The 20,433-nt window shown below is 62.3% G+C and carries 21 protein-coding genes and 1 tRNA gene; 11 read left to right on the plus strand and 11 right to left on the minus strand.

Annotated elements, in window-relative coordinates:
- Positions 1-50 precede the first annotated feature (50 nt).
- Positions 51-1,424, plus strand: coding sequence for a hypothetical protein (locus HAHE_RS18360; RefSeq protein WP_338686497.1), 1,374 nt, complete (start codon positions 51-53; stop codon positions 1,422-1,424).
- Between the two features lie 72 nt (positions 1,425-1,496).
- On the opposite strand, the gene HAHE_RS18365 is transcribed toward HAHE_RS18360, so the two are convergent.
- Positions 1,497-2,123, minus strand: coding sequence for an FHA domain-containing protein (locus HAHE_RS18365; protein ID WP_338686499.1), 627 nt, complete (start codon positions 2,121-2,123; stop codon positions 1,497-1,499).
- Positions 2,124-2,486: 363 nt separating this feature from the next.
- Between HAHE_RS18365 and HAHE_RS18370 the strand changes: the two genes are divergently transcribed.
- Positions 2,487-2,807: a polymer-forming cytoskeletal protein gene (locus tag HAHE_RS18370; protein WP_338686501.1), complete on the plus strand. Its 321-nt coding sequence runs from the start codon at positions 2,487-2,489 to the stop codon at positions 2,805-2,807.
- An 83-nt stretch (positions 2,808-2,890) separates the two neighbouring features.
- Here HAHE_RS18370 and HAHE_RS18375 read toward each other — a convergent pair whose 3' ends face one another.
- From HAHE_RS18375 to rplI, 4 genes are all read right to left on the minus strand, one after another.
- Positions 2,891-3,730 carry a DUF4339 domain-containing protein gene (locus HAHE_RS18375; protein WP_338686503.1) on the minus strand — a complete coding sequence of 280 codons (840 nt, stop codon included), beginning with the start codon at positions 3,728-3,730 and terminating at the stop codon, positions 2,891-2,893.
- Between the two features lie 85 nt (positions 3,731-3,815).
- A complete protein-coding gene (locus HAHE_RS18380) occupies positions 3,816-4,424 on the minus strand; it encodes an LON peptidase substrate-binding domain-containing protein (protein WP_338686505.1) in 609 nt (202 codons plus the stop codon).
- A gap of 550 nt (positions 4,425-4,974) precedes the next feature.
- The gene (gene dnaB / locus HAHE_RS18385) at positions 4,975-6,393 is read right to left on the minus strand and encodes a replicative DNA helicase (RefSeq protein WP_338686506.1); all 1,419 of its coding nucleotides are present in this window, start codon (positions 6,391-6,393) and stop codon (positions 4,975-4,977) included.
- A gap of 166 nt (positions 6,394-6,559) precedes the next feature.
- Complete coding sequence (gene rplI, locus HAHE_RS18390) at positions 6,560-7,036, minus strand: 50S ribosomal protein L9 (protein WP_338686507.1); 477 nt, start codon at positions 7,034-7,036, stop codon at positions 6,560-6,562.
- Between the two features lie 300 nt (positions 7,037-7,336).
- On the opposite strand from rplI, the gene HAHE_RS18395 reads away from it, so the two are divergent.
- Together HAHE_RS18395 and HAHE_RS18400 are read left to right on the plus strand one after the other, a co-directional pair.
- Entirely contained in the window at positions 7,337-8,311 is a 975-nt protein-coding gene (locus HAHE_RS18395; protein WP_338686508.1) for a cysteine synthase family protein, read from the plus strand.
- Positions 8,312-8,363: 52 nt separating this feature from the next.
- Positions 8,364-8,966, plus strand: a complete 603-nt coding sequence (locus HAHE_RS18400) for an RDD family protein (RefSeq protein WP_338686510.1) — start codon at positions 8,364-8,366, stop codon at positions 8,964-8,966.
- Here HAHE_RS18400 and mutM read toward each other — a convergent pair.
- Positions 8,963-9,778: a bifunctional DNA-formamidopyrimidine glycosylase/DNA-(apurinic or apyrimidinic site) lyase gene (mutM, locus tag HAHE_RS18405; RefSeq protein ID WP_338686511.1), complete on the minus strand. Its 816-nt coding sequence runs from the start codon at positions 9,776-9,778 to the stop codon at positions 8,963-8,965. The two genes, HAHE_RS18400 and mutM, sit on opposite strands and share 4 nt — an antisense overlap.
- A 3-nt stretch (positions 9,779-9,781) precedes the next feature.
- Complete coding sequence (gene trhA / locus HAHE_RS18410; protein ID WP_338686513.1) at positions 9,782-10,441, minus strand: PAQR family membrane homeostasis protein TrhA; 660 nt, start codon at positions 10,439-10,441, stop codon at positions 9,782-9,784.
- Between the two features lie 101 nt (positions 10,442-10,542).
- On the opposite strand from trhA, the gene HAHE_RS18415 reads away from it, so the two are divergent.
- Positions 10,543-11,067, plus strand: a complete 525-nt coding sequence (locus HAHE_RS18415) for an ATP-binding protein (protein ID WP_338686515.1) — start codon at positions 10,543-10,545, stop codon at positions 11,065-11,067.
- Here HAHE_RS18415 and HAHE_RS18420 read toward each other — a convergent pair.
- Genes HAHE_RS18420 through HAHE_RS18430 form a run of 3 tightly spaced genes read right to left on the minus strand, consistent with a single transcriptional unit; the run spans position 11,046 to position 14,409 of the window.
- Positions 11,046-12,143, minus strand: a complete 1,098-nt coding sequence (locus tag HAHE_RS18420; protein WP_338686517.1) for a glycosyltransferase family 4 protein — start codon at positions 12,141-12,143, stop codon at positions 11,046-11,048. The two genes, HAHE_RS18415 and HAHE_RS18420, sit on opposite strands and share 22 nt — an antisense overlap.
- Positions 12,140-13,054 (minus strand): mitochondrial fission ELM1 family protein, encoded by a 915-nt coding sequence (locus HAHE_RS18425; RefSeq protein WP_338686519.1) that lies wholly within the window; start codon positions 13,052-13,054, stop codon positions 12,140-12,142. The genes HAHE_RS18420 and HAHE_RS18425 overlap by 4 nt, the downstream gene beginning before the upstream one ends.
- On the minus strand, positions 13,051-14,409 hold the full coding sequence (locus HAHE_RS18430) for a lysophospholipid acyltransferase family protein (protein ID WP_338686520.1): 1,359 nt from the start codon (positions 14,407-14,409) through the stop codon (positions 13,051-13,053). Before HAHE_RS18430 ends, HAHE_RS18425 begins: the two co-directional genes overlap by 4 nt.
- An 88-nt stretch (positions 14,410-14,497) precedes the next feature.
- Here HAHE_RS18430 and HAHE_RS18435 point away from each other — a divergent pair.
- Positions 14,498-14,569, plus strand: a tRNA-Arg gene (locus HAHE_RS18435).
- Between the two features lie 5 nt (positions 14,570-14,574).
- Here HAHE_RS18435 and HAHE_RS18440 read toward each other — a convergent pair.
- Complete coding sequence (locus HAHE_RS18440; RefSeq protein WP_338686522.1) at positions 14,575-14,937, minus strand: hypothetical protein; 363 nt, start codon at positions 14,935-14,937, stop codon at positions 14,575-14,577.
- Positions 14,938-15,136: 199 nt separating this feature from the next.
- Here HAHE_RS18440 and HAHE_RS18445 point away from each other — a divergent pair, with 199 nt between their 5' ends.
- The 5 genes from HAHE_RS18445 (at position 15,137) to HAHE_RS18465 (ending at position 20,419) form a co-directional block, all read left to right on the plus strand.
- A complete protein-coding gene (locus tag HAHE_RS18445) occupies positions 15,137-16,747 on the plus strand; it encodes a class I SAM-dependent DNA methyltransferase (protein ID WP_338686523.1) in 1,611 nt (536 codons plus the stop codon).
- On the plus strand, positions 16,744-17,235 hold the full coding sequence (locus HAHE_RS18450; RefSeq protein WP_338686525.1) for a hypothetical protein: 492 nt from the start codon (positions 16,744-16,746) through the stop codon (positions 17,233-17,235). The genes HAHE_RS18445 and HAHE_RS18450 overlap by 4 nt, the downstream gene beginning before the upstream one ends.
- Positions 17,232-18,482: a restriction endonuclease subunit S gene (locus tag HAHE_RS18455; protein WP_338686527.1), complete on the plus strand. Its 1,251-nt coding sequence runs from the start codon at positions 17,232-17,234 to the stop codon at positions 18,480-18,482. The genes HAHE_RS18450 and HAHE_RS18455 overlap by 4 nt, the downstream gene beginning before the upstream one ends.
- 503 nt (positions 18,483-18,985) lie before the next feature.
- Positions 18,986-19,837 carry a DUF2971 domain-containing protein gene (locus HAHE_RS18460; protein ID WP_338686529.1) on the plus strand — a complete coding sequence of 284 codons (852 nt, stop codon included), beginning with the start codon at positions 18,986-18,988 and terminating at the stop codon, positions 19,835-19,837.
- Positions 19,838-19,861: 24 nt separating this feature from the next.
- Positions 19,862-20,419 (plus strand): hypothetical protein, encoded by a 558-nt coding sequence (locus HAHE_RS18465; RefSeq protein WP_338686530.1) that lies wholly within the window; start codon positions 19,862-19,864, stop codon positions 20,417-20,419.
- The last annotated feature ends 14 nt before the right edge of the window (positions 20,420-20,433 follow it).

The following is a 20,433-nucleotide window of genomic DNA, read 5'->3' on the forward strand; positions in this document are numbered from 1 at the left end:
GGAACGGCTCCGCAACTTTTCATGACGTCGGGTGTTGCCGCCCAAGATTCATGAACCAATCGATCACCATCGGACTGGCCGCTCTCCTCGTCGGAGGCGCGGGAGGATTCATTATCGGAAACTCCGGAGGCAGTCCGGAGGACGCCGATTCGGGCAATAGCGCCATGCAGGCTCCGGCCAAGCTGCGTCCCAAAAGCGACCGTGCTGACGACCGGGTGTCGGACCGATCGGCACGTGCGGGGGCCCGCAGCATGGAGGAAATCATGCGTGAGCCGGGTCAAACGGCCCGTCTGCAGGCATTGATCGACATGTATGCCGGGATGGACGCCGACCAGCTGGCCGAAGAGGCCGGCAAGCTCGACGGTCTTCCGATGTCCGACCGGATCCTCGCTTCGGTGCTGCTGTTCAGCCGCTGGGCGGAGATCGACCCCCAAGGGGCCTTGGCTTACTCGAAGGATATGGGAATGGGTGGCATGTTCGCCCGCCCGACCATCCTGCGCAGCTGGGCAAGTGTCGACCCGGTCAATGCCGCCAAGTATTTCACCGAGAATCCGAGCGAGTTCGCCGGCATGGGCCGCGGGCGTGGCCCGGGAGGCGACGACGGTGCCGAGCTGATTGCCCGCGAGTGGGCGAAGCTTGATCCCGACGCCGCCCTCGCATGGGCCAACGGCCTCGACGAGCGGAGCCGGGGCGATGCCGTGGTGTCGGTGATTTCCGAACTGGCGGCGAGTGATCCGTCCCGGGCGGCCGCGCTTGCGGCGACGCTGGGAGAAGGTGATCAAGCCCGCGCCTACGGAGAAATCGCGGAACAATGGGCACGCACCGACTTCGCTGCGGCCGAGGCCTGGATTCAGACCCTTTCGGGCGACGCCAAGCAGCGCGCGCTGAGCGAAGCGATCGGCGTGCTCGCCAATTCGGATCCGCAGGCTGCGGCCAGCCGGATTGCCTCGCTTGAGGCGGGAGATTCGCGCGACCGAGCGATCCGCGATGTCGCGTCGGAATGGTCGAGGACGGACCCGGCCGGAGCTGCAAGCTGGGTCGCCAGCCAGGAGACCGAAGATCCGGGCGACGCGATTCGCCGGGTGATGGGCAACTGGGTTTCGCAGGATCAGGCTGGAGCGCTGGCTTTCATCGAATCCCAGCCTGCCGGTGAGGTGCGTGACAGCGCGACCCAGAGCTATCTCTGGATGAACCGCGATGGTGATCCGGCAGAGTCCCTGGCTCTGGCGGAAACGATCAGCGACGAACGTGATCGCAGCCGTGCCGTGGGCATGACCGCCGCTCGCTGGATGCGCGAGGACGAGGCCGCCGCGCGTGCCTACGTCGAGTCATCCACTCTGCTGGACGATCAGATGAAGGAGCGCATTCTCAGCAACGACGGCGACGGCGGTGATCGTCGCTTCGGCGGCCGGGGAGGGCGCTGAGTCTTCGGTTCGCAAAAGAACTTCCAAGCGGCCGACAGTCTCGACTGTCGGCCGTTTTCGTTTGCCCGGCTACTATTCGGCCGGTGTCGGTGCGTCCTCGGCGGGTTCCGCGGGTGCTTCCTGAGGTGGCACGCCGTTCTTGATGTCGGCGACCATCGACCGTCCCGGGTTCTCCTTGCTGTATCGGATCGACAGACCGATGAAGAACGCTCCGGCTGCCAGCACGAAGAAGAGGATGGTCATGAAGAAGCTGGCGGCAGGACTCGGCGGAGTAACCGGAGCCGGCGGCTTACGGGCGGGTGCCGCGGCCTTCTTGCGCTTCGGCTCGTCGGTTTCCTCCGGCTCTTCCCGGATGATCGGCGACTCACCGTCGGGGCGCTCTTTGGCGAGTTCGAGCTGCTCGTCGGCGGTCAGGCTGAAATCGAAGGCAACGTCCCCGATCTTGGCGGAAATGCCGTCGGTGAGCTCGATGATATCGCGGGCCTTGCCCTTGTACTTGGTGCCGTTGGTCGAGCCGAGGTCACGGAGCTGGTAGCCGCCCTCGATCCGCTCCATCACGGCGTGGTGCACCGAGATCGAGCTGCAGTCGATGACGATGTCGTTCTCGCTACCCCGGCCTAGGGTCACGCTCTTCCGGTCCAGTGCGAAGCGGTAGGGCTGAGCGTTCTTGTCGGGAATGGTGATGGTGACGCGTGGCATGCTTTGAAAACGCTGGGTTCAGCGACGTTCTAACGCCATTCGGCGGGCCCCCGCACGGAAAATCCGCGCCTCACTGGCAATGGTAATCATGCGGGGGAGGCGGGCCCGGATTTTTGCCAATCGGGGGACCAGGATGGATGGAATGGATAGGATTGCTGAATCGGCCCTCTGGACCCAAGGCGGGAACCTCGCTGCGCTGCCCTTGGAAACGCGTGATTCGAAGGGAAAACCATCCTATCCATCCCATTCATCCTGGTCCCGATCTCTCCAAATCAGCATGACTTCGCACGAGCTTGATCGTCCGACCTCACTGGCACGGAAATCCCGATTGCCAAGCGGCTCCGGCTCTGCTCGATTGCAGGCATGGCGAACGCAACGAACGTTTTGGCTAGCGGGATCGACATCAACGGTTCGATCCGCTTCTCCAACGACATGATCATCGACGGCAAGATCGAAGGTGAGATCATCTCCGACAAAGGCCGGGTTACCATCGGCGAGAATGCCCAGGTCAAGGGCGACGTCACCGCAGGTGAGGTGAAGGTCTTCGGCAAGGTCGAGGGCAAGATCACCTCCGAGCGCTGCGAGCTGAAGGCGAAGAGCCGGCTCGATGGCGACATCAAGACCAAGAGCATCGTGATGGAAGACGGCGCCTCCCACAGCGGCCGCTCCGAGATCGGGGGCTGATCCCTGGCTTCTCGATAACTTTTCGAAAGAGGCGGCCCGGTCGGGCCGCCTTTTTTCGTGCCGTCGTGCGGCGGGCGCCAGGCTCAGCGCAGCGAGAAGCCCGTGCCGCCGAGATGCTTGGTCGGACGGAAGGCGAAGAAGTTGATGCCCTTGCAGATCTGCGCCATCACCGGAAAGGCGAGAAAGATGGCGACAGGGTAGAAGACGATCATGAGGATGCAGAAGGTCATGAACAGGCCTTCGGACAAGCGGGGCGCGGGTGCGAGCTCAGGGTAGGCCTCGACGGTCTTGTTCCAGTCGACACTGAGCCCGTAGAAGGCTTGGAAGATCCAGTAGAGGTTGAAGAGCGGAATGAACATGAAGCCGATCGCTTTGCCCGCACTCGCCCTTGCGAACCCGCCGTTCTCAATGCATTTCCAAACCCGATACAGATAGATGTAGCCGAGGATGGCCACGAACAGATTCAGGACGTAGCCGCCGATCATCAGGATCGAGAGGATCCCGGCCGCACCGTTGCTCATCCGATCACCTTGGGATCCGATGAGTGCGATCGGGATGATGATCAGAGCCACCGCTGTCAGCAGCAGACCGAGCCACATGCCGAAGCTGGCACCTTTCACCGACACGTGGGGATACTCGCCGCCGGGTTGGACGGTTTGGGTCGTCATGCCCGTCGCGGGAGCGGCGTAGGGGTTCACGTTGAAGCCTGCGGGGCTGGCGGTGGCTTGTGCGACGGGCTGGGCCTGCACGGGAAAGACGCCTTCCACTTCGCCGGCTGGCAGCCAGTTTTCCATGCCCTCGGCCCACACGAGTGATTCGCGGGTGATGTTGCCGCCGGTGGCGAAGCTGACGAGCTGCTCGCCGGTGTAGGGACCCAATTGCTGGTCCTCCTGCATGACATACCACTGTGCCTCGGTGCTCATGATCTGGGTGGGCGAACTTCAGCCCGCAAGCCACCCCGAGGGCAAGTCGAATCGGTTCGCAAATGGACGTCGCTTTGTCGCCCGGCTACTTGTTCAGCTCCGAGCACAGCCACGCGATCCGGGCCGCCACCGAGTCCATGCTCAGGAGTTCGTAGCGGACGTCGGGATCGTGGACGAACTGCTGGCACATGACGTCGGCGAGGATGGCCGGATCATCAATCGACTGGGCCATCGAGCGGAACGCGTCCTGCACCTCACCGGCGAAGTGACCGACCGCCTCCTCGGCCGCCTCGTGGAGGGATTCGAGGGCGGAGGCAGACTGGGACTCGGGCTCGAAGACCTGGGCAATCGGGCGGATCCGCGCCTTCGGGTAGGGGCTTTCCAGATCCCATTCGACGAAACGGACCCGGATCACCCCGTGGAGAAGAAGATTCGAGGTTCCGTCGTCCATCTCGCGGGATGCCCGGACGAGGCCGATCGTGCCGATCGGCGAGGTGCACTCGGCGGGGTCATCGGTCTCCTCTGCCGCGTGGAGACGGCCGACGGCGAAAAAGCAGGAACCTTCGAGCGTCTCGGAGAGCATCTGGCGGTAGCGGGGCTCGAAGATCCGGAGTGGCATTCCGCCATGAGGAAAGAGCGTGCAGCCGTGCAGGACCATCACGCCACAGCTTTCCGGGATCTCAAGGGTCGACATCTGCCCCAGAGGACGCCGGTGCGGCTTTCGGCGCAACGCCAAATGCACCCGAACTCAATGACCTCGCTGACGGGGTTCCCGGGTATTGCAGGGTTCGCCGCAGTGGAAGCAGCGGAACCAACGGGTGAACAGGGCTCTCAGCGCGATTGCCGCCCGAACGCTGCCGAAGGCCCGGGAGGCTTTCGGGCTCACCGGCGTTGCCGCCAGCTTTCTCAACAGTTGTCCCCGGCAAAGCGGACAGCGGAGGTTCCCGCTTGTCATGAGATAGAGCAGCCCCACCCCGAAGGCGGATCCGAGCAGGATGATCGTCAGGCGAATGCCCCGCGGGTCATGGAAAAACATTCCCCAGACGAGCGCCGCGGGCAGCGCGATCCACGTGGCGCCGCAGGCCAGAAAGCAAAGCGAACTGAACTTGAGGCGCCAGAGGGTCCGACGAGAGGCGAATCGATGCACAACCTTTTAATCTAACACATATCGTGCCCAACGATTGCCGATTCTGAAATATTGGCAATTTCGTCATAATTTGGTGGGTCTGGAGCCCGGATTTGACTCAGTCCATTTCCCGGGCCCGGGTCTCGAATCGCATGAGTTCCGCAATGAAGGTCAGCGGCACGTGGCCGGTCTCACCATTCCGGTTCTTGGCCAGTACGAGTTCCGCCTTGCCGGCGAGCTCCTCCTTCTCCTCCTCGCTTTCGGCGTAGTAGGCGCTTCGGTAGAGCAGCCCGATCATGTCGGCGTCCTGCTCGATGGTTCCCGATTCCCGGAGGTCCGACATCCGGGGCACACCGAGCGACGACCCCGTCCGTCCTTCCGGGCCCCGGTTGAGTTGGGCGAGGACGACGATCGGCACGCCGAGCTCCTTCGCCAGAGCCTTGATACCCGCGGAGATTTCACCAATTTCCCGTTCCCGCGAGTTGGCGGCCTGACGGCTGTTCGACTTCAGGAGCTGGAGGTAGTCGATCGCGATCAGGCCGATGCCGTCCTCGCGTTTCCGTCGCCGTGCCTTGGCCCGCAGGGTCTCGATCGGGATCCCGGCGGTGTCGTCGATCCACAGCTTGGCCGCGGCCACTTCCTGCGCCGCGCGCTTCAGTTTGAGCAGCTCTTCCTTGGCCGGCTTGAAGCCCTTGCCGAGCTTGCTCATCGCGAAACGCGCCCGTGAGAAGACCAGACGCTGGACGATCTGGAAGGCGGTCATTTCGCACGAGAAGACCATCGTCGGGACGTTCTGATCGACACAGATGTGTTCGACGATGTTCATCATCAGCGAGGTCTTGCCCATCGAGGGGCGGGCCGCCACGACGAACATTTCACCCGGCTTCAGGCCTTTGCTCATCGTGTCGAGATCGCTGTAGCCGGTGGCGACTCCCTGGACCTCCATTTCGCCCGCGAGGATCTCCTGGAAGCGGGTCATTACCTCGCCGACGGATTCCTTGATGGAAAAGCCGCTGGCGGTTTCGCTGCTCTGGCGGATGCCGAGGACCTCCTGCTCGACCCGGTCGAGTAGTTGGGCGGTGTCCTCCGGGTTGTCGTAGGCCTCGGAAATCGACTCCGTGCAGGTGCGGATGATCGAGCGCAGGACATGCTTCTCCTTCACGATCCCGAGGTGGGTCGCGAAGTGCGCCGCATTGGGCGCATAAGTGTAGATGTCGGTGATCGCCGACGGTCCGCCGATGTGATCGAGGATCCCGCGGTCGTGGAGAAGCTGAACCAGCGAGACGAGCTCGATCTCGGTGCCCTTGTTGTTCAGGTCGACGACCGTTTCGTAGAGGAGTCCGTGGGCCGGCAGGTAGAAGTGGTCCCGGCTCAGGCCTTCTTCCTGGGCGCGGACGATCCACTGCTCCGGGTCCTTGAGCATCGAGGAAAGGATGCTCTTCTCCGGCCCGAGGGCGTTCGGGAGCGTGCGTGAAACGTCTTCACGATCCGGAGTGGCGGGTGATTGCAGCGAAGGAGCCTGAGTCTCGGTGGCCATGGGTGCGGGTGAACATGCCCCGCCGGACCCGTTCGGGTCAACGGGGGCAATCGGTGAATTGTCTGTGAACAACCATCAAGTTGTTCACAGCACCCTAGGGCTTCAAACAAAACGGGCGGGTTCCGAGGAACCCGCCCGCTTGGGAAAATGCTGAGTGCCGTCCGGCTTACTCGTCTTCGCCGGTTTCCTCGGTCTTGGCCTCGACGTTGATCGTCAGGGTCGTGCTGACCTCGGGGTGCACGCGGACCACGACGTCCACCTTGCCCGAACGCTTGATCGGCTTCTCGAGATCGATCGCGTGGCGGTCGATTTCGATACCGGCGGCTTCGAGTTCCTTGTGGATGTCGATCGAGGTGACCGAACCGAACGCCTTGCCGCCTTGGCCGGTCTCGAGCGTGAACTTCGGACGCAGCTTCGAGATCTTGGTCGCGAGTGCCTGGGCATCGTTCAGCTCCTCGGCCTCACGCTTGCCGCGAGCGATCTTGAGGGCCTCGACGTGGCGCAGGTTGGAACGGGTCGCCTCGAACGCTTTGCCTTGGGGAATGAGGAAATTGCGCGCGTAACCGGCGCGGACCTTGACGACATCGGCCTCGGAACCGAGACCTTCGATCTTTTCGCGGAGAATGACTTGAGCGGTGGCCATGACGTGTGATGGGCGTTCGTGGGGGCGGGGAGGTAGGGTTTAGTGCCGATGGAGTCAAGGAAAATGCAGGATTCGGGCATCAAGTCCACGACAGGGGAAACCGCGAATGGACGCCAATGGACACGAATCTTGGAGGCACGGGCGATTCCGTGGCAATTCGAGCATGTCTGCGTCCATTCGTGGTTCGGTTTTCCGAAATGCGAGTTGCTGGGAATCCCGGAGCCACGGTTCTGGTGAAATCTTTGTTTCTCGGGAATTCCGGCTTGGCAGGGCAGGGTCGGGTCGGCGGATGATCCGGCCATGCAGACTCAGGAAGCCCGGAAACTCGGGGCAGGCGGGCGTTTCATCCGTCAGGTGCCCCCGACGCCGCTGGTCCCCGTCGAGCCGGAATCCGGCCTCGGCCCGGTTTGGTGCAAGCTGGAGTTCATGAATCCGAGTGGATCGACCAAGGACCGCATCGCCCGCCACATTCTTGAGAAGGCGTGGCGGCGGGGTGTAATCAGTGCCGGAGACACGGTGGTCGAGGCGTCGAGCGGCTCCACCAGTATCGCGTTGGCTCTGGCATGTGCCCAGATGGGGCTGAAATTCGTCGCCTTTATCCCGTCAACGGCCACGGCCGAGCGAGGATTGATGATTCGGGCTTACGGGGGCGAAGTGCGTCGGGTCGACGGCGGGATGCCGGATGTTCTCGGAGCCGCCGTGGCGGCGGCGGATTCCGAAGGTTGGTTCGCGGTTCGGCAATTCGAGAATCCCGACAATGCTGAGGCCCACCGCTTGGGGACGGGGCCCGAGATCCTCTCGCAGATGGACTGCGGCACGGTGGACGCGATCGTCAGTGGCGTCGGAACCGGCGGGACCTTGCGCGGTCTCTGGGAAGCATTTGCCGAGGCCGGTTGCGGGGTGCGGGCGGTGGCCGCGATCCCGCATGCGGGAGACGCCTTCGGGCACAATGCCGAATGCTGCAGCCTCGCCTTCAGCAAGGAAGTTCCCGGAGTCGTCGAATGCCTTTCCAAACTCTACGAGGACTGGAAGGCCGATGTTCAGGCCGGTGTGCTCGAGGAGCTCCCGGTCGGTGAGGAGGAATGCCTTCGGCAAACCCGTCGGCTCTGGAGCATGGGTTTTCCTGTCGGTCCGAGTTCCGGTCTGAACCTCGCCGCGGCGATGGAGGTGAAGCGCCGCCTCGGTGTATCGGCCCGCGTTGTGACGGTTTTCCCCGACCGGATGGAGCGCTATTTCTCGCATCGGGTGTTCGAAAAGTTGCGCGGGGAGGCCTGACGCTGCTCTGGAAACTCGACGGGGCGGGATCCGGAGTCTAGGGTGTTAGGCGATGCCTGAGGATGAAGATCGCAAGGACCCTCCGCCGCCAAGTCTGAGCCCGCCGCCGAAGCCGCCGCCGGTGGATGTTGCGGGCACTCCTCCGCCAGCACCGGCGAACGAGGGTGGCAGCGTCGAGGTGACCAAGGTTCCGCAAGACTCCGAGGAGGATGAGGAGAATCTCGAGGCCGGCAGCATCGCTCCGCTCAACAGCCGGTTGCTGGCAGGTCTTATCGATGGCTTCGTTGCCAGTGGTTTGTATTGGTTGGCGACGATGATTCTCCCGGGTGCCTTGGAAAAGGTAGGGTGGCTGGTTTTCGCCGGATACTGGATCGTCCGTGACTCGCTGCCCTTCATGAAGGGCCAAAGTGTCGGCAAGATGGCGATGAAGCTGAAGGTCGAGAAGGCCGACGGCGGCGACATCGTGAAGGACTGGGAAAGCGCCTTGATCCGCAATGCCGCGCTCCTGATTCCCATTTTCGGGTTGGTCGAAGCGATCATCCTGATCTCCCGCGATAGCAAGCCGGAGAAGGGACTGCGTCTTGGTGACGAGTGGGCGAAGACCAAGGTCGTGACCGCGCCGACGGAAGATTCCGGAGGGGAATCCGACTCCTAGCGCTGGCACACCGGGCACCAGTAAGTCGCGCGTTGTCCGAGGACGGCGTGACGGATCGGTGTCGAGCAACTGCGACAGGGTTCTTCCGCGCGGCCATAGACGAACAGCCGTTGGCGGAAGTAGCCGGGTTGGCCGTCGGAGTTGACGAAGTCACGGAGGGTCGTGCCGCCTTGCTCGATCGAAGCGGCCAGCACTTCGCGGATCGCTGCGACGAGTCGCGCAAGCCTCGGACCCGAGACCCGGCGGGCAGCCGTTCGTGGTCGGATTCCCGCCCGGTGCAGGGCTTCGCTGGCGTAGATGTTGCCGACGCCCACCACGATGCCCGCGTCCATGATGACCTGTTTGATCGGCGCCGTGCGACCCTTGCAGGCAGCCTTGAGGTGGGCGGTGGTGAACTCATCCGACAGCGGTTCGGGTCCGAGCGATGCAAGCAGCGGGTGATCGAGCGGATCGCCCGCCGGCAGGTGAAGCACGATTCCGAAGCGTCGGGGATCGTGGTAGCGGATTTCCCGGGTGCCGGGCAGGCATAAGATGACGTGGTCGTGCTTGCGGTGGTCCTCCGTCCGCTCGCAGACGCGCAGGCTCCCTGACATTCCGAGGTGGATCAGCAGTGCCCCGTCATCGGTATCGGCGATCAGGTACTTCCCGCGTCGCCGGATGCCGGTGACGGGCTTGCCGCAGATGTCCTCGATGTCCGCTGAAACGGGATGCCGGAGTCGTGAGTCGCGGACGATCACTCCGGTGATCGGCTTGCCGACCAGATGGGGGGCAATGCCGCGGCGGGTCGTCTCGACTTCAGGAAGCTCGGGCATCGGTCAGGGGAGAATGTAGAGTGTGGTGGCGACGACGTGGCACGCACTTCCCGCGATGACGAACGCGTGCCAGATCGCGTGGTTGAAGCGCAGCTTTTGCCAGACGAAAAAGCCTACTCCGAGCGAGTAGCAGAGCCCGCCGGCGACCAACCACGCGAAACCCGCCGCCGGGATCGCGTGCAGCAGCGGCTTGAGGGCGAGAACAATGAGCCAGCCCATCACGAGGTAGAGCGCGGTCGACCACCACGCTTCGCGATTGCTCCGCATGCTGGCCTTCAACACGACACCGGCGATGGCGAGAAACCAGATCACCCCGAAAAGCGACCAGCCCCACGGACCGCGAAGGGCGATCAGGGTCAGTGGCGTGTACGAGCCGGCGATCAGCAGGTAGATGCACGCATGATCGAGGATCTGGAGGAAGCTCTTCAGCTTCGGCCCGCGCGCCCAGTGATAGATCGTCGAGGCACCGTAGAGCAGCACGAGGGTGGTGCCGAAAATTGCGGCCGAGACGGTGGCGAGCGGTTGTCCGTCGGCCGCGAGCACCATCAGCACCATTGCCACCACGGCCATCAGGGTGCCGATCCCGTGCGTCCACATTGATGCCACCTCCTCCGCATGGCTTTCGCAAAGCGGCGAGCGGGGACCGAAGGGAAATGCGGACACGCACGCAGGCTGCTTCGCGACGGCCGAATGACAAACGATAAATCCGCGGTCGGGGCGTCGCCGGGCTTGGGGAGGGGAGCGTCTCGGTCTATGAGCGGCCCATGCACGAATGTCATGTGGTATGCGGCGCTCCGGCGGCGGGGAAGTCGACCTACTCCCGCAGTCTCGCCCAGCGGCTGGGTGCCTGCCTGCTCGATAGCGACACGCTCGCGGGGCGGTTGGTGACGGCGGGGATGACCTTGGCCGGGCTCGATCCCGACGATCGGGACTCGCCGGAGTACAAGCGTGCTTATCGCCTGCCGGTCTATGAAGCGCTGTTCGATGTCGCCCGCGCGAACCTGTCCCACGCCCCGGTCGTCATTTGTGGTCCGTTCACTTCGGAGTGGCAGAGGGAAGCGTGGCCGGAGGAGTTGCGGACGAGACTCGGAACCGATCCTGAACTTCATTTCGTTTGGTGCGACGAGGATCTGCGGAGAAGGCGCATGCGGGAGCGGGGCGAGGCACGGGATCGGCAGAAGCTTGCCGATTGGGAAAGCTTCCGCACGGGCTCCAGAGAGGATCGTCCGGTTTGGCCGCATCGCTTCATTGACACGGGCGAGGAGGATCAGTCCTGCAACTCCCGGTAAACGTCGAGCGTGCCGTCGAGCATGCGTCCCAGCGTGAAGGGATTCTCCGGCATCACGTCGCCGGGCGTTTCCAGAAGCTTCGCAATCACGTCGCCGGCGGCCTCGACGTCCAATGGCGGGATCCGGCCCTGCGGATAGAGGGTGTCGAGTTGCTCGCCGACGCCGCCGTGGGCATAGCCCGCTACCGGGATGCCCATGGCCAGTGCTTCGAGGGTTGTCCGGCCGAACGACTCCGGCTGGCGGGTCAGCGACAGGACGACCGTGGAAATCGCTAGGATGTTCCGGAGGTCGTCCCGGTTGCCGGTGAAGGTGACGCGGTCGCTGAGTCCGGCGTCTTTGAATTTCGCACGGATCTCGTCGAAGTACGATGCCTTCCGTGGATGGACGCCGCCGACGATGACGGCGTGCAGGTCAGGTTGGTCGGCGAGTTTGCCAAGGATGGTGATCAGATCCTCATGACCTTTGAGCCGCGTGATGCGACCCGGCAGGGTGATCAAGCGCTTGTCGCGCGTCTCGGGAAACAGGTCGTGGAAAGATTCGATCCAATCGGCGTCCGGACGGAAGCCGTAGGGGTATTCCGCGGGCTCGACCCCGCGGGGCACGACACGCAGCAGCGATGGGTCGGTCTTCGGGTAGTTCTTGAGCACGTACTCCCGAATGCTTTCGGAAACGCAGATCACCCGCTCGCCACGGCACATGATTTCGGACCATCGGCTGACGGAGTAAAATCCGTGAACGGTGGTAACCAGTTTCGGGCGGTCGCTGGCGGGCAGCTTTCTCCACGCCAGCCAGAGCAGCCATGCCGGAACGCGGGATCGCAAGTGGAGGATGTCCGGGCATTCGGCTTCGAGGAGCTTCCGGAGCTTGGAAACCAACAGCAGGGATGCCGGCGACTTGCGGCCGACCGGCAGGGTGATGTGCCGGCTGCCGGCCTTCTCAAGCCGCTCGACTAGGCGCCCGCCGCCGGACAGGACCAGGGACTCGTGGCCCTTTGCCACCAGATGGCCGGAAAGCTCCAGGGTTCCCCGCTCGACGCCGCCGGAGTTGAGTTCGGGGAGAACCTGGAGAACTTTCATGTCTTGGGCAGACGCTCGGGAAAGAATCGCCCGAGCACAAGTCCGGCGCAGCGGTCCGACTCGCGGAGGATCCGTGGAGGCTCGGTGAGGCCGGTTGCGGGGTCCCAGTCGGCGAATCTCGTGACCCAGCCTTCCGAAGAGAGGCGATCGACGCCACGTGTGATCCGGTTGGTTTTCTTCTGCGGACACGCGAACAGTCCGACCTTGGCTCCGCTACTAAGACTTTCGTAGATCATCGAGACCGAATCCTCGCTCACCCACACCTCGGCGGCTTCGGTGAGACGCTGGGGGAGCCACTCCGGGCCGGTGTCGGCGTGGGGGTGGCACACGAGAGCCGGACAAGCCTTGGCGAGTTCGGAGAGTTGGCCGTCGGGCGTCCGTCTTGAGTCGGTGATCCGCCACGGGCGGTCGCCGCAGGAGGAAACGATCGTCGTCACCGACTCGCGGATCGAATCGGCATCCCATCCATGGGTCGAGGAGGGGCCCCCGAGAAGGATCAGGCCGCCGCGCCGCGGGCTGCCGTCGGGGGGCGGCACCCGGTTGATCGCGCCGATGGTCGCCTCGACATTCGGCGGGCATTCCTTCTCGCGGATGTCGTGTTCCGGGATCAGGCACAGGTCGAAAAGCGAGAGCGGCAGCGAAGGCTTCATCAGGACCACGCACGGGGCGCCGCTCTGGCGGGCCAGCTTGAGCATCGGTGCGTGGGTCGAGTGCCCGGCGCCGACGATCAGGGCGGGGGCGACCTCCGGGAGTTGCGCCCGCAGAAGTCCGGCGATCGCGTTACGCTCGACCTTTTCCCGACGGAGTTCGACGGGCGTCAGCTTGTCGATCGCTTCGATCAGCCCCAGTGACTGGTTCTCATGGCCGGGCTTGCCGTCCGTAAGCATCAGGATTGGAAGCGGTTCAGTCATGAACGGTGACGCTGCGGAACGCGTGCCATGAGCTCAGCAAGTTCCAACCAATCTTCAGTAGAGGCGGGCGTTTCAAACGATCGGGTCCACGGTTTGCCGCTGACCCCGAGCCCGATGATGGCCCTCAGGCCGGCCCGTTTGGCGGCGCGGGCCAGTCCGACTTCTCCGGCGAAAAGCAGCGATCCGTCGAGTGGTGCCGGATGGGTGCGGTCGATCTTGTCGAGGAATCCGTCGGCTTGCTCGGGCGGAAGGGTCGGGTCCCATTCGTGATGCACAATCCGTGGATCGATCGTCTCGGTCGGGGTCGTGCAGAGTCGGTCGATCCGGAGGTCCGGCCGCTTTTCCAGCATCCGGAGGAGCATCTGGCGAATGCCGAGCTCATCCGCGTGCGCAGGAGTCGTCAGAATCAGTCGCAGCGGAACCGTCGCCTCTGCCGCCACTGCCGGATCAATCTTGGTGAAGAAGCTGAGCGGCCTCGCAGGATCGGTCCGCCAGCGGTTGTGGAACCAGAAGACGTCGGGGAGGCTCAGGCGGATTGCTTTCTCAAGTCCTGCCATCACCGAGCGGGTGTTGATCGGTCCCTCAAGCTCACGGAGTTCCATCCGCCATTGCGCCTGTCCGATGGTGGAAATGGACAGCGTGCAGACCCGGGCGCGACCCCGCCGTGCCAGAAGATCAGGAAGGGGCGAGCAGGTGGTCATCTTGCCGAGGAACGGCATCGCAATGCCGCGTCCGCCCGCCCGCTGGTCGGCCAGCACTCCGAGTGCGCCCGGTGTCTTCAGCATCGCCGCCGGCGCGTGGAAGCCGTCCTCACGACTGAACAGCAGGGCGCCGTCCTTGGTCCGTCGCTCGCGGGTCAGGCGATCCATCAGCGGGTTGTCGAGGGGACGGTAGACTCCACCGTAAACACCCTCGTGCACGAAACTCGCGCCGAGGGAAGTCATCGCCTCCCAGTTTCCCATGTGGGCCATGGCGACCACCAACCCGCTGCCGCGACGCACACATCCGCCGAGTTCGTGCAGGCCCTCTTCGGTCACATGCCGTCGCATGGCGTCGAGAGACATCGTCGGGGTGCGGAGCGAGGCGATGAAGTTGGCGCCGGTCCGCTGGAAGGTCTCGAGCACCAGCGCGTCGAGGGTCTCGGCCGACGGAGCATCCCCGGCGGTGGCGATCCGGAGGTTGCGCCGCACCAGCCGGCGGTACTTCGGGCTGATGACGTGGTAGAGCCGCCCGAGCAGGCGTCCGACGGTGACGCAGCTCTCCATCGAGGCGCCCGACAGCAGCGTCTCGACACCGCGGAAAGCCAGGTATTCGGCGCGGTGGAGCAGGGTGGGTCGGGTGTTCCGGGTGCTCACTCCGGGCCATCGTTGCGGGTGCCCCGGAATCCGGCAAGTCCCGGGCTTGCTTCCGTGCGCATCCCCGTCCAGTCTCCCGCCGTCACCGGTCCCTGTAGTTCAACGGATAGAACAAGGGTTTCCTAAACCTTAGATGGAGGTTCGATTCCTCCCGGGGACGCTTCTTCAGACGCCGGTCTCGAACTCAAACCAATCCGGATTCAGGTCGGCGAGAGGTTCCTTGAGCTTTTCAAGCTCGGCTGCGGGACCATGGAACTCGAGACGGAGCAGGTCGGAAATCGCCAAGGCCTTGCCGAGAATCTCGCCGACGTTGTCGAGATGGGTCAGCACGCCCTCGGCCCCGATGTAGGACTCGCGGCAATGGATGACTTCATCGTTCTGAATCGAGAAGTCGTAGCACAGGCACTTCTCCTCGGTTTTCGTCTTCGCCACGAAGTCGGCCAGCAGCGACTTGAACTCGTCGAGCTTGCCCGCGTGGACCTTGAAATACGGATGGATGCTGACCACGGATGCGCCGGAACCTTTCATGATGCCCGATCCCTAACGCATCTTCGGAATCCGGCCAGCCGAAAGCGGAGGCGAAGGCGCCGACGAAGGGTAGGGACGACCGCCCCGGTCGTCCAACGCGCCGGGCTGGGGGCAATAATCTCGCAACGGACAGGATCAACATCCAATCCCGCCCTTCCTTGCCCTGACTCCACCATCTGCTAGAACCGCTTCAACCCCCATGCACTGGACCGAACCCGCCTCCGCCGACGACTCCCACTCCGAGCTGGAAAAGACGCTTTGGGACGCCGCCAACCAGCTCTGGGCCAATGCCGCCCTCAAGCCCTCCGAGTTTTCTCCGATCGTCCTCGGCCTGATCTTCCTCCGCTACGCCGACGTCCGCTTCCAGGCCGCCGCCGAGGATTTGAAAGGTAGGGACGACCGCCCCGGTCGTCCGTCTCGCCGCAAGATCGGCCCGGCCGACTACCACGCGAAGGGCGTGCTCTACCTGCCTGAGGAGGCCCGCTTCGGCCACCTGCTCCAGCTCCCCGAGGGCGGCAACATCGGCCAGACGGTCAATGACGCCATGCGCGCCGTCGAGAAGGAGAACCCGGACCTCGCCGACGTCCTGCCGAAGACCTACCAGATCCTCGAGAACCGCACCCTCGCCGAGCTGCTCAAGGTCATGGCCTCCATCCCCATGGACAAGGGCGGCGACACCTTCGGCCTCATCTACGAATACTTCCTCGGCAAGTTCGCCATGTCCGAGGGGCAGAAGGGCGGGGAATTCTACACGCCCACCTCCATCGTCCGCCTCATCGTCGAGATCCTCGAGCCCTACCACGGGCGCATCTACGATCCCGCCTGCGGCTCCGGCGGCATGTTCGTCCAGTCCGCCCGCTTCGTGGAGAACCACCACCGCAACCCCACCGCCGAGATCTCCGTCCATGGCCAGGAGCGGGTCACCGAAACCAGCCGCCTCGCCCGGCTCAACCTCGCCGTCCACGGCCTCAGCGGCGACATCCGCCAGGGAAACACCTACTACGAGGACCTCCACGACTCCGTCGGCCGCTTCGACTTCGTCCTCGCCAATCCGCCCTTCAACGTCAGCAAGATCGACAAGGAGCGCCTCGCCGACGACCCGCGCTACGCCTTCGGCCTGCCGCGCACCGACAATGGCAACTACCTCTGGATCCAGCACTTCCACTCCGCGCTCAATGCCACCGGGCGGGCCGGCTTCGTGATGGCGAACTCCGCCGCCGACGCCCGCGCCTCCGAGCAGGAGATCCGGGAAAAACTCATCCGAAGCGGCCACGTGGACGTCATGGTCAGCATCGGGTCGAACTTCTTCTACACCGTCACGCTGCCCTGCACCCTGTGGTTCCTCGACAAAGGTAGGGACGGATCTCCGAGCCGTCCGAAACATCTGCGCGACACCGTCCTGTTCCTCGATGCCCGCCACGTCTTCCGCCAGCTCGACCGCGCCCACCGCGACTTCACCCCGGCGCAGAACGAGTTCCTCGCCAATGTCGTCCGCTTCTACCGCGGCGAGGACCTCGAGTTCGAGCACGGCTCCGAGGCGAAATGGGAGGAGGTCTTCGGCGACGCCACCGGCTACGTCGATGTCCCAGGCCTATGCAAGGCGGCCACCCGTGCGGAAATCGAGGCCCAGGGCTGGTCGCTCAATCCCGGCCGCTACGTCGGCGTCGCCAAGGGCGAGGAACTCAGCGACGAGGATTTCAAGGAACGGCTCGAAGCCCTCAACGAGGAACTCGAAGTGCTCAACGCCGAGGCGCGGGAGTTGGAGGAACGGATCGAGGCAAACGTGGCGGAGATTCTGGAGACGGCATGAAATACCTACCGAAAATCCAGCAAGAAACCCGGTGGTCGTGTGGCTTGGCGTGCATCGAGTCGATCCTGCTGTCGATAGGTGTCGATTTTCCTCAACGGGACATGCTCTCGAAATTCGCGACCGAGTTTCCTGATTGGAGTGCTCATCCAGGAAAAATCGCTCCTGCTGACTTTCCTTCATTCTTCGAGGCGGCGGGGGTGCCGGTCAATATGCTTCTGCCAGAAGACATCCCTGGCACCGTCGCTGTTCTTCCCGGTTCTATTGGGGCTATCGTAGGAAGGGAGAAGTGGTGGAAGGACGAGAAAAGGATTGAGCTCGTCGACAACTGGCATGCTCTTCGACTGCGCGAAGTCAGGGATACAAAGCTCATCGTGATGAGTCCTGGTTTCGAGCCCCAGGAATCAACCGTGGAAGTGATTCCGATGGACGAGGTCAAAATGATCCAATCAAGGGTCTATGTATTTCACCGAAAAATGGAGGATGCATGAAGAACGGGTTCTGTCAGACCTCCCTTGGCGAGATCGCAACGTTCACAAACGGAGGAGCGTGGAATCAAAGCGAGTATTCGGAATCTGGAATCCCCGTGGTTCGAGTTAGCGATATTCACGGGGAGACCGTTGACCTCTCGGATTGCAGATTCCTTTCGGAAGCGTCTTTCCCGAAGTATGCGAAGCACGAGCTCCGCACAGGCGACCTGATTATTTGCACTGTCGGTTCGCACCCAACTCAGCCTGGATCTGTCGTCGGTCGCCCAGGTATTGTTCCTGCTAGAGCAAACGGAGCTCTGCTCAATCAAAACGCCGTTCTGCTCCGGCCTTCGACTTCAGCGGTGGACAAAACTTGGTTGGGTTATGTCGGCAGGAGCGAGGCTTTTCATGAATACATCAAAGCCCATGCGAGGGGAGCAGCGAATCAAGTTCGAATGGCAATCGGCTTGCTCAAAGAAATGCCGATCTGCGTGCCCGACCTCCCCACCCAACGCCGGATTGCAGGGATCCTCTCGGCCTACGACGACCTGATCGAGAACAACCTGCGGCGCATCCGGATCCTGGAGGAGATGGCGCAATCCCTCTACCGCGAGTGGTTCGTCCACTTCCGCTTCCCCGGCCACGAATGCGTCCCCCTCGTCGACTCCCCCCTCGGCCCCATCCCGGAAGGGTGGGAGGTGAAGTCTCTGGCTGATTTGTGTGAATCGGTGGATTACGGATACACGGCTAGCGCCTCGTCAGAACAGATCGGTCCAAAGTTTCTGCGAATCACGGACATCGTCCCTGAAAACCTTGATTGGGCTGCCGTGCCCTACTGCGAAATCGAGGAGAAGAAGTTGGCTAAGTTCTCGCTGAAGGGTGGCGATATTGTTGTTGCTCGGACGGGCGCAACAACCGGGTACGCCAAGCGCTTGAACAAGCGCCACCCGGAAGCCGTCTTCGCCTCATACTTGGTCCGTCTGCGGATCGACCCCGCATTCAGCAATCGTCATGTCGGCACATTGGTTGAGTCAGACGATTACAAAGCATTTATCCGCACGAATCTCAGTGGTTCTGCGCAGCCTCAGGCAAATGCAAAGGTCATCACGTCTCTGAAACTCGCTGTGCCGCCGGAGGGCGTTGCTCGGGCTTTCGATCGCCTCGTTGAGCCGCTCTTCGATCAGAAGGAGCAATTGAATGACCGGATCCGGAATCTCCGCCAAACCCGCGACCTGCTGCTTCCCAAGCTGCTCTCGCGAACGACCTGAAGCCATGCCTGACCCTGACGACTTTACGCCCTTTCGTGGAACCGAGTTCATTGCCGCAATCGACAAATTCGAAGAATTGATGAGTCAAAGCGGCAGAGCATTTCTTTTGGGCGCCCAGCGAGGTCGAAGCTACGGTTCTGTCGCAGTGCAATAGCTGGATCGTGCTTCGAATTACTAACGAGTCGGACCGAAATCACGTCCGGTCTGTACTCCCGGATTCAATGGCAGGGCTTACCAAGATGCTTTCGGGTCTGCGGAGGCGGGAGGCGATCTTCGTCGGTCTCGCTGCGATGCTTCCCTCCAGGATTCTTGTTCGTGAACTGACCGATTCACAGTTGCCGCGGTCTCACGACATTGGCTTCGATGCGGGATGGAAGAATGCCCGTCTTGACGATGAATCTCTTCGAGCGATTGGTGAACGTTGGCGCTATCAGCGGCGGCACGTTGGCGGGGCTTGAGCGATATTGATCGCACGCTAAAGAAAAAAGGAACGATTGATAGCCATGGACGAAGTAAAGAAATTCTACAAATACAGGTCGTTGCGAAACGCCGACGGCAGTGTGAATGAGTTCACTGCAGCGATTCTCCAGAAGACTGAGATTTGGTTCGCCGCACCAAAGGACTTCAACGATCCATTCGACTGTAATCTACGGCTGCATGTGAATGACTCCACAGATGAGGAATGGGTGTCATACTTGAGTCGAATGGAGGAAGCTTATCCGGAGTTTAAGGAGCCTCTTCAGGTTGCGAAGAGCAAGAGGCTCTGGCGGCAGGGGGATCAGTTCTGCAATATCGGCCTCAAGACTTGGGATGAGACCTACAACCGATCCAGCGTTTTTTGCCTTTCGAAGAAGCCCAACTCGATCCCGATGTTCTCCTACTACGCCGACAATCACAAAGGCGTAGCGATCGAGTTCGAGTTTTCCGATATGGGCGTTCCGTGCGGAATTCCGTACCAGGAGGCCCTTCTTCGTGACCCAAGAACGTCAACTGGCGTGGTGTTTAAGGATGTGAAGTACTCGCGTGGCTTTCCCGAACTGAACTATCTCCGACTTTACGACAAGACGGAGAGCCATGAACTGGTCAACAGTATCATTTTTACGAAGCACCATGAGTGGGCGCACGAAGACGAATATCGAATCTTTCGGAAGGGGGTGCCGCCGTCGATTGTGAGTATTAATAAAAGCCTGGTGACGAGGGTGATTTTTGGGTGCCGCTCGACGGAGCCGGATGTTGATCTGGTAAAGGGATGGTTAGTCGGGTGGCCTACGGATGTTGTGCTAGCGAGGGCGACGGAGTGCAGGGATCGCTTTGAGTTGGAGGTTGTGGACTTTGACTGTGTAAAAGCTAATTAGGTGCCTGAGTTAGGGAATGTCAGAATGATCTCCTACACCGAAGACCACCTGATCGAGCAGCCGGCGATCCAGCTCATGGAGCATGAGCTGGGCTGGGACTCGGTGAACGCCTATGACGATCCTCCTTCGCCAAGGCTACGGCGGACAGGGTGGTCAGCCTGCTCTGGGAGGGAAGCGGTGGAGGAGCTGACGCGGGATCGCGCGGCACTGAGCCTGGTGGAGGCGAATCGGGAGATCGACAAGCTGATGCGCGGCGGGGTGAAGGTGAAGATCCCGGACACCAAGCACGGAGGGCAGCGGACGGAGGTTGGTCACGTAAAGAGCAAAGCTCCACGTGATGGGCGGGTGGTGGATTGGGAGATCCAGCCGGTGGAATCCGGGATTTTTCCGGGATCTCGCAGAAATCGCGCAAAATCTGGGAGATCGGTGGGGCTCGGGTTTCACCGAGCGGTGAAAAGGGCGATTCGAGTGAAAATGCTGAATTGCTTCATGAATATAGTGTTTTCACGAAAACGTGAAAATAGCAAATCCGTGAAACTTGGGTTGCGTTTCACGGAAAGCTGGGTTTTCATGTCTACGTGAAAGGCTCCGAGTTC

Source organism: Haloferula helveola (assembly GCF_037076345.1).
Taxonomy (GTDB): Bacteria; Verrucomicrobiota; Verrucomicrobiia; order Verrucomicrobiales; family Akkermansiaceae; genus Haloferula; species Haloferula helveola.